The 12,349-nt window shown below is 70.8% G+C and carries 12 protein-coding genes; 5 read left to right on the top strand and 7 right to left on the bottom strand.

Features of this window, described 5'->3' with window-relative positions:
• Nucleotides 1–6 precede the first annotated feature (6 nt).
• From SHK19_RS01820 to SHK19_RS01810, 3 genes are all read left to right on the top strand, one after another.
• The gene (locus tag SHK19_RS01820; protein WP_322937679.1) at nt 7–1,278 is read left to right on the top strand and encodes an MFS transporter; all 1,272 of its coding nucleotides are present in this window, start codon (nt 7–9) and stop codon (nt 1,276–1,278) included.
• Between the two features lie 11 nt (nt 1,279–1,289).
• Complete coding sequence (locus SHK19_RS01815; RefSeq protein WP_322937678.1) at nt 1,290–2,180, top strand: 1,4-dihydroxy-2-naphthoate polyprenyltransferase; 891 nt, start codon at nt 1,290–1,292, stop codon at nt 2,178–2,180.
• A 225-nt stretch (nt 2,181–2,405) separates the two neighbouring features.
• A complete protein-coding gene (locus SHK19_RS01810; RefSeq protein WP_322937677.1) occupies nt 2,406–4,073 on the top strand; it encodes an RCC1 domain-containing protein in 1,668 nt (555 codons plus the stop codon).
• A gap of 71 nt (nt 4,074–4,144) precedes the next feature.
• Here SHK19_RS01810 and SHK19_RS01805 read toward each other — a convergent pair whose 3' ends face one another.
• Entirely contained in the window at nt 4,145–4,423 is a 279-nt protein-coding gene (locus SHK19_RS01805; protein WP_322457574.1) for a DUF4229 domain-containing protein, read from the bottom strand.
• A gap of 78 nt (nt 4,424–4,501) precedes the next feature.
• Between SHK19_RS01805 and SHK19_RS01800 the strand changes: the two genes are divergently transcribed.
• Nucleotides 4,502–4,720: a hypothetical protein gene (locus SHK19_RS01800; RefSeq protein ID WP_322457573.1), complete on the top strand. Its 219-nt coding sequence runs from the start codon at nt 4,502–4,504 to the stop codon at nt 4,718–4,720.
• Nucleotides 4,721–4,820: 100 nt separating this feature from the next.
• On the opposite strand, the gene ccsB is transcribed toward SHK19_RS01800, so the two are convergent.
• The 6 genes from ccsB to hemL all read right to left on the bottom strand — a co-directional run bounded on the left by ccsB (nt 4,821) and on the right by hemL (nt 10,820).
• On the bottom strand, nt 4,821–5,810 hold the full coding sequence (gene ccsB, locus SHK19_RS01795) for a c-type cytochrome biogenesis protein CcsB (RefSeq protein WP_322937676.1): 990 nt from the start codon (nt 5,808–5,810) through the stop codon (nt 4,821–4,823).
• 2 nt (nt 5,811–5,812) lie between these two features.
• Nucleotides 5,813–7,405: a cytochrome c biogenesis protein ResB gene (resB, locus tag SHK19_RS01790; RefSeq protein WP_322937675.1), complete on the bottom strand. Its 1,593-nt coding sequence runs from the start codon at nt 7,403–7,405 to the stop codon at nt 5,813–5,815.
• Nucleotides 7,402–8,172 (bottom strand): cytochrome c biogenesis CcdA family protein, encoded by a 771-nt coding sequence (locus SHK19_RS01785; RefSeq protein WP_322937674.1) that lies wholly within the window; start codon nt 8,170–8,172, stop codon nt 7,402–7,404. The genes resB and SHK19_RS01785 overlap by 4 nt, the downstream gene beginning before the upstream one ends.
• The gene (locus SHK19_RS01780) at nt 8,165–8,647 is read right to left on the bottom strand and encodes a TlpA disulfide reductase family protein (RefSeq protein WP_322457569.1); all 483 of its coding nucleotides are present in this window, start codon (nt 8,645–8,647) and stop codon (nt 8,165–8,167) included. Before SHK19_RS01780 ends, SHK19_RS01785 begins: the two co-directional genes overlap by 8 nt.
• A 92-nt stretch (nt 8,648–8,739) precedes the next feature.
• Nucleotides 8,740–9,450: a histidine phosphatase family protein gene (locus SHK19_RS01775; protein WP_322937673.1), complete on the bottom strand. Its 711-nt coding sequence runs from the start codon at nt 9,448–9,450 to the stop codon at nt 8,740–8,742.
• Nucleotides 9,450–10,820 (bottom strand): glutamate-1-semialdehyde 2,1-aminomutase, encoded by a 1,371-nt coding sequence (hemL, locus tag SHK19_RS01770; RefSeq protein WP_322937672.1) that lies wholly within the window; start codon nt 10,818–10,820, stop codon nt 9,450–9,452. Before hemL ends, SHK19_RS01775 begins: the two co-directional genes overlap by 1 nt.
• A 255-nt stretch (nt 10,821–11,075) precedes the next feature.
• Here hemL and SHK19_RS01765 point away from each other — a divergent pair, with 255 nt between their 5' ends.
• The gene (locus tag SHK19_RS01765; protein WP_322457566.1) at nt 11,076–12,287 is read left to right on the top strand and encodes a lytic transglycosylase domain-containing protein; all 1,212 of its coding nucleotides are present in this window, start codon (nt 11,076–11,078) and stop codon (nt 12,285–12,287) included.
• Nucleotides 12,288–12,349: the final 62 nt, after the last annotated feature.

Below are 12,349 nucleotides of genomic sequence, written 5' to 3'. Positions count from 1 at the left end.
CTCTTGATGTCAAGATACTTGCCGGACCCGGTCCTCCGCCTCGCCGGTCCCACCTCGCTGGTCCGTCGGCTCTCCGCCCAGTCGGTGCTGTCCGCCTTCGGCGACGGCGTCTTCCTCACCGGCAGCGCGGTCTTCTTCACGCAGATCGTCGGCCTCTCCGCCGCGCAGGTCGGTCTCGGCCTCTCCCTCTCGGGACTGGCGACCTTCGCGCTCGCCGTCCCGCTCGGCAAGCTGAGCGACCGGTACGGCGCCAAGCTGGTCTGGGCGCTGAGCTCGCTGGTCGAGGCGCTGCTCTACCTGGTGTGGCTCGCGGTCGACGGGATGCTCCCGTTCGTGCTGATGATGATCGGCCTCGGGCTGGTGCAGACCGCCAGCCGGTCGTCGCGCAACGCCTACCGCTTCGACGTGTTCCCGCGGGAGGAGCGGGTCTCGTCCAACGCGTACTTCCGGGCGGCACGCAACGTCGGCTACACGTTCGGTGCGCTGCTCGCGGGCGTCGCGCTCGCGACCAACGACGACGACGTCGTGCGCCTGGTGCCGGTGATCACTGCCGGACTGCTCGTGCTCAACGCCGCGCTCGTCGCCCGGCTGCCGCGCGCCGCCCACCACGTCAGCACCGAGCCGGCGCTGGAGGTGGCGATCGAGGCATCCGGGGAGCGCCGCAGCGCCCTGCGGAACCGCGCGTACGTCGCCATGGCCGTGCTCGGTGGGGTGCTCTCGACGCACCAGGTGCTGCTCAACGTGGTCATCCCGCTCTGGCTGGTCGAGGAGACCGACGCCCCCCGCGTCCTGCTGGCCTGGCTGTTCGGCACCAACACCGTGATGGCGGTGCTGCTCCAGGTCGCCGCAGCACGCGGCATCACCACCGTCGCCGACTCGCTGCGCGCCCAGCGCCGCGGTGCGTTCTTCTTCGTGCTCTCCTGCGGCATCGTCCTGGTCACCCACGACACCGTCGGCTGGATCACCATCGCCCTGGTCTGGATCGGGCACGTCACCGTCACCGGAGCCGAGCTCTTCCAGTCCGCCGGCGAGTGGGGGCTCCAGGCCGAGCTGTCCGACCCCGAGCGCCGCGGCGAGTACCAGGGCGTCTCCCAGCTCGGCTTCACCCTCGGCTCGGTGTGGGCGCCGGCGCTCTACACGTTCCTCGCCATGTCCTGGGGCCCGCCGGGCTGGCTGGTGATCGCCGCGATCGTGCTCGTGGCCGCGGTGCTGATCCATCCCGCCGCCCGCGCCGCCGAACGCCACCTGGCCGACCAAGGCATCACGCAACCTGCTTGAATCGCGGCATCATGGCCACCCCCGCACATTGGCTCCAGGGCGCCCGTCCACGCACCCTCCCCGCAGCAGTTGCTCCGGTGGTCGCCGGCACCGGCGTCGCGGCGTACGACGGCTTCGGCGCCGAGGCGGTGTGGTGGAAGGCCCTGTTGGCCCTCGTGGTCAGCCTCGCGCTGCAGGTGGCGGTCAACTACGCCAACGACTACTCCGACGGCATCCGCGGCACCGACGACGAGCGGGTCGGCCCGTTGCGGCTGGTCGGGTCCGGGCTGGCCTCGCCCGCGGCGGTCAAGCGTGCCGCGTTCCTGGCGTTCGGCGTCGCCGGCGTCGCCGGGCTGGTGCTGGCCGCCACCACCGCGTGGTGGCTGGTCGCCGTCGGCCTGCTCTGCGTGCTCGCGGCGTGGTACTACACCGGCGGGTCGAAGCCCTACGGCTACCTCGGTCTCGGCGAGGTGATGGTCTTCGTCTTCTTCGGTCTCGTCGCCGTCGCCGGCACCACCTACGTGCAGACCGAGGAGTGGGGCGAGAGCGGCTGGACCGCCCTGGTCGCGGGCGCCGGCGTCGGTGCCCTCGCCTGCGCCATCCTCGTCGCCAACAACCTGCGCGACATCCCGACCGACACCGTGGCCGGCAAGATCACGCTCGCGGTCCGGCTCGGCGACCGTCGCACGCGCCTGTTCTACGCGGTGCTCGTCGGCCTCGCCCTCGCCGCGCTGGTGGGCGTCGCCGCGCTGGCGACGCCGTGGGCGCTGCTCGGTCTGCCCTTCCTGGCGCTCGCGGTGCCGGCCGGACGGACGGTGCTCGGCGGGGCCGTGGGGCCGGGCCTGATCCCGGTGCTCCAACGGACCGGGCTGGCGGAGCTGGTCTGGGCCCTCGGCTGCGGGATCGGGCTCGCGGTCGCCTGAGCTCGGCCGCAAGGGGAGATCCTCTGTGCAGACCTGCGCCACAGCATGCGCCAGGGACGAACTCCTCCTACGGTTCTTCCGGCGTTCTCGACGTTGTGACCACTACTGGTATCGCCGCGTCTGCGAAGGACGCACGAGTGTTGGGCACGCGCTGCATGCTGGCCGTCCAGCGGCCTACCGGTCGTCCGCGGACCACCACGCACTCGGACCTTGAGGAGTACCTCCATGGACACCCAGCTCCCCGCCGCTGTGGTGAACCGAACACGCCTGTTGCACACACTCATCGCCGTCGCCGTCGCCGTCGTGGCCCTGCTCGGCCTCCGTCCACCAGCAGCGGCCGCAGACCCGCCCCCGGCAGTACCCGGCACCACGGGCGCGACCGTCGTCCGGGTCGGGGTCACCGGCTCCGACGGCGGATGCGGGTTGAACACCAGCAACCGGCCCCGCTGCTGGAGCTTCAACTGGTTCAACACCAGCAGCCCGCCGACCGGGAAGATCACCTCCATCATCGGCGGCGACGGCAGCTACGCCTGCGGCCTGCGGCCGTGGGGTACGGCGGTCTGCTGGGGATTCGGCTCCTTCGACCCGCCCGGCGGCGTGCTCACCACACTGGCCGGCGGGTCCGGTTTCGCCTGCGGGCTCCGCCCGTCGGGTCGAGCCGTGTGCTGGGGTGAGAACCAGTACGGGCAGACCGACGCTCCCGCCGGCCGGCTCACCACGCTGACCGCCGGACCGCTGTACGCATGCGGGCTGCGGCCCGACGGCACCGCCGTGTGCTGGGGCTCCATCCGCAGCAAGGACACCCCCGACGGACAGTTCACGAGGCTGGACTCCGGACCCGGAAGCGTCTGCGGTCTGCGGCCCGACGGCACTGTCACGTGCTGGCCCAAGTACGAGTACGCGCCGCCGCCGCCTCCGCCCGGCAGGTTCGTCGACATCGCCATCGGAAGGACCTTCGGCTGCGGAATCCGGCCCAACGGAGCAGCGGTCTGCGCGGGCCTCATCGAGAACCGCGACATCGAGGTTCCCGACGGAACGTTCACCCGACTGATGGCAGGCGACGACTACTTGTGCGGCTCCCGGCCCTCCGGGCTCGTCGAATGCTGGGGCGAGGACGACCACACCCACCGCACCCAGGCGCCGGCCGACACCACTTTCACCCTCGGAGCCGTCTCGTCCGGCGGCACCGCCCGCTGCTCGATCGCAGCCGATGCGACCTTGTCGTGCACCGGACCGTCGAGTGCGGTCGTCGACGCCGCCCCTGACGGCCAGTTCCTCCAGGCCAGCGTCGGCGACCGGCACGCGTGCGCGCTCACCGTCACCCGCACCGTGAACTGCTGGGGCGACAACGCATCCGGCCAGGCCAGCAACCCGACTGGCCGCTACACGACCGTGACCGCCGGCGACGCCCACACCTGCGGCCTGAAGGCCACCGGCCGGGTGTCGTGCTGGGGCAGCAACGCATCCGGCCAGGCCGACGCTCCGTCCGGCCTGTTCGTCACCGTGTCCGCTGGCGCTGACCACACCTGTGGGCTGCGCGCGGATCGGACGGTTGCCTGCTGGGGCGCCGGACCAGCCGTCCCGGCCGGCACGTTCAACTCCCTCTCCGCCGGTGAGGGGTTCACATGCGGGATGCGCACAGCCGGCAAGCTGACCTGCTGGGGCGCCGGACCAGGAGCCGGGGAACCGGCCGGTGCGTTCGTCGCCGTGTCCGCGGGAGCTGCGCACGCATGCGCGGTCGGCGTCGACGGGCTGCTCACGTGCTGGGGCCAAGGCACGGTCACCGTTCCCCCCGTGGGCCGATTCGTGACGGTCGAATCCGGCGCCGGCTACGCGTGCGGGATCGACAATGCTGGCGTCACCCGTTGCTGGGGCGCGGTGCCCGGGGCCTGACCAGGGCTGCGCGACCACTCCACATCCACCACACCTCGCTGCCGAACCCACGGTGGCCTGACGCGACTCCGTCAGTCCGCGTCTTCCTTGGCGCGCTGCTGCTCGAGCCGCTGGGCTGCCCTGTTCGCGCGGCCCTCGACCTTCTGCGCGAACGCCTCGCGCTGACCGCGGAGGAGGTAGTACGAACCGATGCCGCTCAGCACGAACGCGATCATGACCGACCACAGCGCGGCCGAGTCGCGCGCGAAGTCGAGCTCGCCGGCGACGAGCCACCACACGCCGTAGACGATGACGAACGATCCGGCGAACAGACCGAGGCGCAGCAGCGTGTAGACCCAGAACTCCTTCACCCCTCCAGCCTAGGTTGATGGGAGCGAGTGTTCTCAATCCGTGACCATGAGTGACCAGGAACGATCTACTCTGGAGACGTGCTCAAGTTCCTCGTGGTCGTCCTGGTCTTCGCGGCCGTGACCTACCTGGTCACCCGGGCGCTCCAGGAACGCGGACCGGGTGAGCGTCCCGGCCTGCCCCGTCCCAAGGCCCGGAAGCGCCCCAGCACGCCGCCGCGTCCGGTCGCTCCCGACGACGACGAGGACTTCCTGCGCGACCTCGACCGCAAGCGGCTCAACCCGCCCGAGGACGGCTGAGCGCCGACCGTCCCCACTGTCGGCGTGGAACGTCACCGGGTTTCGATGCGCCCGTCGCGACCTCGTTCCTCGGTCGCGGGGCTTCCTCAACCTTCGCTCGCTACAGCGCCTGCTCGTACCTCGCAGGCACTTGCTCGCTCGCGTACGAGTGCTGGCTCGTCGTCGAGAAGTAGTTGATCCCGATGAAGTTGAACCACAGCGTCGCCAGCCCGACCAGCGCGAGGATCGCCGCGTTGCGGCCCTTCCAGCCGGCCGTCGCCCGGGCGTGGAGGTACCCGGCGTAGACCACCCAGGTGATGAAGGCCCACACCTCCTTGGGGTCCCAGTTCCAGTAGCGCGACCAGGCCTCGTGCGCCCAGATGGGACCGGTGATGAGCACCGCGAAGGTCCACACCGGGAAGGCGAACGCGTGCACCCGGTAGGCGAGCTTGTCGAGCGCGTCGAGGGTGGGCACCCGGCCGAGCCAGCCCTGCGGGTCCTCGCCGGCGCGCATCTTGACCAGGTACATGATCGACGCGATGCCGCCGAGCGTGAACGCGCCGGTGGCGATCACGGCGGAGACGACGTGGATCACCAGCCAGTAGGAGTTGAGCGCCTCGCGCAGCGGCTGTACCGGCTCGTGCAGCCAGATCACGGCGACCATGAGCGTGGTCAGCACGAAGCCGACGACGATCGGAGCCATCCAGGCGAGCTTGAAGCGGCGGTAGAGGCCGAGGTACATCAGCGTGAGTACGAACGTGCCCGAGACCGTGAACTCGTACATGTTCCCCCACGGCACCCGGTCGGGATCGGCGGCCATGCCGCGGCCGACCAGAGCGACGAGGTGGGCGCCGGCCGCGATGCAGGTGACGAGGAAGCCGAGCCGGCCGAGGAAGGCGATCCGCTCGGCCGGCGTACGACGAGCATCATCGTCGGCCTCGCCGCTGGTCACGCTGCGAGGCGCGTCGGCGCCGACAAGTGCAGCCTCCTCGCGCGCGGGCTGACGCAGCGCTGCCCACTCCGCCAGGTGAACGAGCAGTGCGACGAAGTAGCCGAGCCCGGCCGCAGCCACGGCCTGGTTGCTCAGGGTCTCCCATGCAGCGTTGGTCACCATCACTCCTTCTGCAGTGCCGCGACCAGGTCGGCCAGCACCTCGTCCAGGTCGCCGTTGCCGGACCGGTCGAGTCCGGCGACCTCGACGACCGTGGTCATTGTGTCTCCCGGGGCCCCGGTGTCCACAGACCGGGCCCGCACCCAGACCCGGCGGGGACGGATGAAGAGCGACCCGCACAGGCCGATCAGCGCCAGGATGACGCCACCCAGGGCCACCTCCTTGCCGGGCGACTGGCTGATCTGGACCCGCACCCACGGGTCGATCCGCTCGAGCGTCACCGAGCCGAGGCCGTCGGGGAGCTCGATCGTCTCTCCGACCGACAGGTCGAGCCGGAACGGCTTGCCGTCCTCGTCCAGGACCTGGTCCGCGTTGCTCTTGTCGAGGACGTAGACCGACTGGGAGGCGCCGGAGTCGAGGCCGAGGTCGCCGGTGTAGACGAGCATCGAGACCAGCGGGTCGAGGTCGTCCGGGAAGACCGAGACCGGGTCGCCGTCGTAGAACCTGAACGTCGGGTAGAGCAGGCCCTCCAGCCCGATCTGGCCGGGCTCCGCGGCCGCCGTCTTGACCACGCCGAAGGACACGAACGACTGGTCCTGCGGCAGGAAGGGCGCCGGTCCGGTGTGGGCGATGTTGCCCTCGCCGTCGCGGATCGTGATCACCGGCGCGTATCCGTGGCCGATGAGGAAGACGTCGGTGTCACCGATCGACAGCGGGTGGTTGACCCGAAGGTCGTACCGCTCCTCCGGTCCGTCGCCCTGGTGGTAGGACAGGCCGGCCTCGAACCCGCGGGCGGTGCCCGCGCCCGCGCCGCTCCTGAGCCACTCGACCTCGAAGTCCTCGACGGTGAACGCGAAGTCGTCGAGCTGCTCCGGCGTGAACAGGCCGCCGGGGTCGAAGTCGTCGTACTGGGTGAGGTTGTTGCCGAACGTCGACCCCTGCACCAGGATCACGCCGCCCTGGTAGCCGAACAGGCCGCCGATCGCGAAGCCCGCGAGGACGATGAGCACCGAGAGGTGGAACAGCAGGTTGCCCGCCTCGCGCAGGTACCCGCGCTCCGCGCTTACCGACCCTTCGTTGGTCGAGTAGCCCGAGCCGCTAGGCGAGGGCCTATCGAGACCCCGCAGCCGGTGGCGCTTCCCGAGCACGGCGCGCGCCCTCGCGAGCACCTCGTCGGCCGGCAGGTCCGTCTCGTACGACGTGTGGTCCGGGAGGCGGGACAGGTTGCGGGGCGTCCTGGGCGGCTGGGCCCTGAGCCCCTTCGCGTAGACGAACAGCCGCGGCACGATGCAGCCGACGAGCGACAGGACGAGCAGCAGGTAGATCGCGGAGAACCAGATCGAGTCGTAGACCGAGAACAGGCCGAGCTTCTCGTAGATCGGCGTGAGGTCGGGGTGCTCCTCCTTCCACCGGGTGACGGCGAGCGCGTCGACACCCGACTGCGGGATCACCGACCCCGGGATCGCTGCCAGCGCGAGCAGGAGCAGCAGCACCAACGCCGTCCGCATCGACGTGACCTGGCGCCAGACCCACCGCCCCAGCTCGCGGGCGGTCAGCTCGCCCCGCTCGACGGGACGTTGGTCGGTCTGGGTCATAGAGCTGTCTCCCCGAAGTCGACCACCTGCAGCTGCACCCACTGCACGAGGTGGTCCCACAGCCCGGTCACCATCGCGATCCCGAGCAGGATGAGGAACGCCCCGCCGATCCGCATCACCCAGACCTGGTGCCGGCGCACCCAGGCGACGGCGCCGAGGGTCCGGCGGTAGGCCAGACCGGCGACGATGAACGGGATGCCGAGCCCGAGCGCGTAGAAGAGCGACAGCAGCGCTCCGCGGGCGGCCGTGGCGTCCTCGAAGGTGAGGTTGACGATGACGCCGTACGTCGGGCCGATGCAGGGCGTCCACCCGATGGCGAACAGGGCGCCGATCAACGGAGCCGCGCCCAACCCCACCGCCGGGATCTTGTGGATCCGCCAGTCGCGCTGCAGCCACGGCACCACACCGGAGAAGACCAGACCAAGCAGGATCAGCCCGAGTCCGAGCACGACGGTGATCTCGTCCTGCCAGCTGCGCAGCCAGACGCCCACGGTGCCGAAGGCAGCGCCGATCAGGACGAACACCACGGCGAACCCGAGGACGAAGAGGACCGACCCGAGCAGCATCCGCCCCCGCGGCGCGCTCCCGCGACCGTCCTTGATGTCGGCGAGGTCGGCGCCCGAGAGCCCGGTCGCGTAGGACAGGTAGCCGGGCAGCAGTGGGATCACGCACGGGGAGAAGAACGAGACCAGGCCTGCGATGACCGCGACCGGCACCGCGAGCGCCAGCGAACCGGCCGCGGCCTGGGTCTCGAACCACTCACCCATCGACGGGCTCTTCCAGCACGTCCTCGACCACGGTGGTCAGCGTGCTCTTCGACGGCACCGGCCCGTTGATGAGGGCCGCGACCCGGCCCTCACGGTCGAGCACCCAGGTGGTCGGCGGTGCGTAGGGCGTGTAGCGGCCGAACGCGTTGAGCCGCTCGCTGCCGGGGTCGTAGATCGACGGGTAGGTCACTCCGAGGTCGCGCTCGAACGCCTCCGCGTTCTCCGGCGCGAGGTCGCGGATGTTGATGCCGACGAACTCGGTCTCGTCGGCCGCCAGCTCGCCCTCCGCCTCGACCAGCATCGGCATCTCGGTGCGACACGGGCCGCAGCCCGACCACCACATGTTGACCACGACGACCTCCCCGCGCAGGTCGGCGAGGTCGAGGACCTCGCCCTGCACGGTCTCGCCGGCGAGGTCGACCGGACCCTCCCGCTCGTCGATCGGCACCTCGATGACCTTGCCGTCGCCGGGCACGTAGTCACCGTCACCCGTGCCCGCGATGTCGGTGCAGCCGGTGAGCAGGAGCGCGCCGGCGAGGGCCGGGAGCGCGGCGCGACGGACGATGCTCAGGACTCATGCTCCTCGGGCGGCAGCGAACCCTCCGGGCGCTTCTCGACGGGCGCATCGCCGGCCGAGAACGGCGCGCTGCGGTCGCTCTTCGGGATCAGGTCGATCGCCGGCTCCTGGTAGCTGACCTGGGCGATCCTGTCGTCCACGAAGTGGAGCGACGTCACCGAGCACAGGGTGCACTGACGCCGGCGCGGGTCGTGGAGGAACGACCGGCGCTCGACGTGCAGCCGCGTCGTCCAGATCGGCAGCTGGTGGGACACGATCACACCCTCGTGACCGAGGGTGTCTCGTCGTACGTCGTGGATCGCCGCCATCATCCGCGCGACGATCGTCCGGTAGGGCTCGCCCCACGACGGCCGGAACGGGTTGTAGAGGTGCCGCCACAGCAGCGGGTTGCGCAGCGCGTTGGTGCCTCGACCGAAGGTCAGGCCCTCGAACCGGTTGGTGGACTCGATGACCCGCGCGTCGATGCCGATCTCCAGCCCCAGCTTGTCCGCCAGCGGAGCCGCGGTCTCTCGCGCCCGCTCGAGCGGCGAGGAGCGGAGCACGGTGATGTCGCGAGAGGCGAGGAACGCCGCGGTCTTCTCCGCCATGTCCCGCCCGAGGTCGGAGAGGTGGAAGCCGTCGCGCCGGCCGTAGAGGATGCCGTCGGGGTTGTGCACCTCACCGTGACGGACGAGGTGGACGACGGTGTCGGGGATGGCCATCAGCCGCCTTCCTTGCTGGTCGAGCCTGTCGAGACCGCGGCGGCGTCGGCCGCAGCGGGCAGCGCGTCGAGCACGGTCTGCACCGCACGGTCGTCGTGGGCAGCGGACACGAACCAGGCCTCGAAGGCCGACGGCGGCAGGTGGACACCGCGGTCGAGCATGGCGTGGAAGAAGGCGCCGTACGCCGCGGTGTCGGTGCGGGACGCGCCCGCGAAGTCGCGGACGGGCTCGTCGGCGAGGAACACCGAGAACATCGAGCCGGTCGACTGGATGACGTGCGGCACCCCTGCTGCGGCGAAGGCGTCGGTGACCGCGGACCGGATCGTGTCCGCGACCGCACCGAGGTGGTCGTAGACCTCGGGGGTCGCCAGCCGGAGCGTCGTGAGTCCGGCCGCGGTGGCGATCGGGTTACCGGACAGGGTGCCGGCCTGGTAGACGGGGCCGTCCGGGGCGAGCGCCGACATCACGTCCGCGCGGCCGCCGAAGGCCGCGGCGGGCAGGCCTCCGCCCATCACCTTGCCGAAGGTCGTCAGGTCGGGCCGCCAGCCCTCGACGGCGCCGTCGGTGCCCCACTGCCCGCTCGCGGAGACGCGGAACCCGGTCATCACCTCGTCGCTGATGAAGAGGGCACCGTGGCGGCGGCAGGTCTCGGCGAGGAAGGCGTTGAAGCCGGGCTCGGGCGGGACGACGCCCATGTTGCCCGGGGCCGCCTCGGTGATCAGGCAGGCGATCCGGTCCCCGTGCTCGGCGAACACCGCCTCGACCGCGGCGCGGTCGTTGTAGGGCAGCACCAGCGTCAGCGCGGTCGACGACTCCGGCACGCCGGGAGTGCCCGGGATCGAGAACGTGGTCAGGCCGGAGCCGGCCGACGCCAGCAGGGCGTCGAGGTGACCGTGGTAGCAGCCGGAGAATTTGACCACCACGTCGCGACCGGTGAATCCGCGCGCGAGCCGGATCGCGGACATGGTCGCCTCGGTGCCCGACGACACCAGACGGACCTTCTCGACCGGGGTGCGGTCGATGATTTCCTCGACCAGTGCGACCTCGCCCTCGGTCGGCGTGCCGTACGACGTCCCGCGGGCGACCGCCGCCTGGACCGCCGCGACCACCTCGGGATGGGCGTGACCGAGCAGCATCGGTCCCCAGGAGCCGATCAGGTCGACGTACTCGTTGCCGTCGACGTCGGTCAGCCAGGCGCCCTGCGCCGACGCGATGAACCGGGGCGTGCCCCCGACGGCGTTGAACGCGCGGACCGGGGAGTTCACCCCGCCCGGGGTGACCTCGCGAGCCCGTTCGAAGAGCGCCTGCGACCGGTCGGTCGGGCCGACGGTCGGGGCGGCGCTGCCGGAGGTCGACGGGACGGAAGTCACCGGATCATTGTCGCTGATCCCGGGAACCGGATACGCCTCGGGGGCGGGGTGTGGGGTGCGCCACGCCGGGTACTGGGGAAATTCCTACATGTGACACCCGTAACGTCAATGTGGGACGCTTCGTTCTTGTAGGTGTCGCACCCGTGGGAGCAGGCGCGACGCCACAGTGGGCCCGGTGGTGAGGGAGTGGCTCGCGTGACCGAGTTTGGGGCCGATAGAAAGGCCGGGGAGAGAGACCGAATGTCGAGGAAACGCTTGGGACGGCTGCAGAGGGCCGCCACGATCGTTCCGCTCGCGCTGCTGTCGGCAGCCTGGACGGCCAGCGTCGCGGGCATCGGCGGGGTCACCCCGCCCGTCTCCGCCAGCCAGGGCCCCGACGGGTCGCTGCCGGACGGCACCAGCGTGCCGACCGAGGCGATCGAGGCACCGGCGAGCGTCTCGGACCCGGGCGACCTGAGCCCGACCGGCAACACCCAGAACATCGTGGCGACGGCGTCGACCAACCAGATCCCGTCCGCGGCGCTCGCCGCCTACCAGCGCGCCGAGGCCGTCATCAACAAGGCCGACAAGTCCTGCCACCTCACCTGGCAGCTGGTCGCCGCGATCGGCCGCGTCGAGTCCAACCACGGCCGTTTCAAGGGCAACGTCCTCGACGACGACGGCGTCGCGAAGCCGGGCATCTACGGCGTCGCGCTCAACGGCCGCAGCAGCACCAAGGCGATCAGCGACACCGACGGCGGTCAGTTCGACAACGACACGCAGTGGGACCGCGCGGTCGGCCCCATGCAGTTCATCCCGTCGACCTGGTCGATCGTGGGTGTCGACGCCGACGGTGACGCCAAGCGCAACCCGCAGGACATCGACGACGCCGCGCTCGCCACCGCGGTCTACCTCTGCTCCGGCAAGGACGACCTGTCGACGGTGGTCGGCCAGCGCGCCGCGGTCTACCGCTACAACCACAGCCAGGCCTACGTCGACCTGGTGCTGTCGATCATGGACGCCTACCTCGAGGGCGACTTCACCACGATCCCCAACAACACCACCGTGGCCGGCTACATCGTGCCCGAGGCGCCGAGCTACAACCCGGGCACCTACAACGGCCTCAACGACGACTCGTCGGGTGACCCGGGCTTCGACAACGAAGGCGACTACGTCCCGCCCGCGGGCGGTGACGACGAGGAGCCGACGGATCCCACCGATCCCACCGATCCCGTCGACCCGACGGACCCCACCAACCCGGGCAACAACGGTGGTACCGACAACATCCCCGACACCAACACTCCCATCGACGAGCCGCTCGAGAACCTGTGGACCGTGGCCGAGGCTACGGCTGCGTGCGTGGCACAGCTGCTCGACGGTGTCGCCAACCCGCTCGGCCTGAACACCACTGCCCTGTTGCAGTCCCTGGGGCTGATCGACGACAAGACGGAGTGCGTGAACGACCTCGTAGGAACCCCGCAGAACTGACGTATCGCGCGAAGGCCCGGGTCGAGTCCGATCCGGGCCTTCCGCCTTTTTCCGAGCGCGCG

Source organism: Nocardioides bizhenqiangii (assembly GCF_034661235.1).
Classification (GTDB): domain Bacteria; phylum Actinomycetota; class Actinomycetes; order Propionibacteriales; family Nocardioidaceae; genus Nocardioides; species Nocardioides bizhenqiangii.
The sequence above is the reverse complement of the archived record's forward strand: the minus strand, read 5'-3'. Positions and strand labels throughout refer to the sequence as shown.

Bases quoted from the DNA above. Each gene is read 5' to 3' on its own strand.
- SHK19_RS01820 (WP_322937679.1), top strand. From the start codon at position 7: ATGTCAAGATACTTGCCGGACCCGGTCCTCCGCCTCGCCGGTCCCACC.
- SHK19_RS01815 (WP_322937678.1), top strand. From the start codon at position 1,290: ATGGCCACCCCCGCACATTGGCTCCAGGGCGCCCGTCCACGCACCCTC.
- SHK19_RS01810 (WP_322937677.1), top strand. From the start codon at position 2,406: ATGGACACCCAGCTCCCCGCCGCTGTGGTGAACCGAACACGCCTGTTG.
- resB (WP_322937675.1), bottom strand. From the start codon at position 7,405: ATGACCCAGACCGACCAACGTCCCGTCGAGCGGGGCGAGCTGACCGCC.
- SHK19_RS01785 (WP_322937674.1), bottom strand. From the start codon at position 8,172: ATGGGTGAGTGGTTCGAGACCCAGGCCGCGGCCGGTTCGCTGGCGCTC.
- SHK19_RS01775 (WP_322937673.1), bottom strand. From the start codon at position 9,450: ATGGCCATCCCCGACACCGTCGTCCACCTCGTCCGTCACGGTGAGGTG.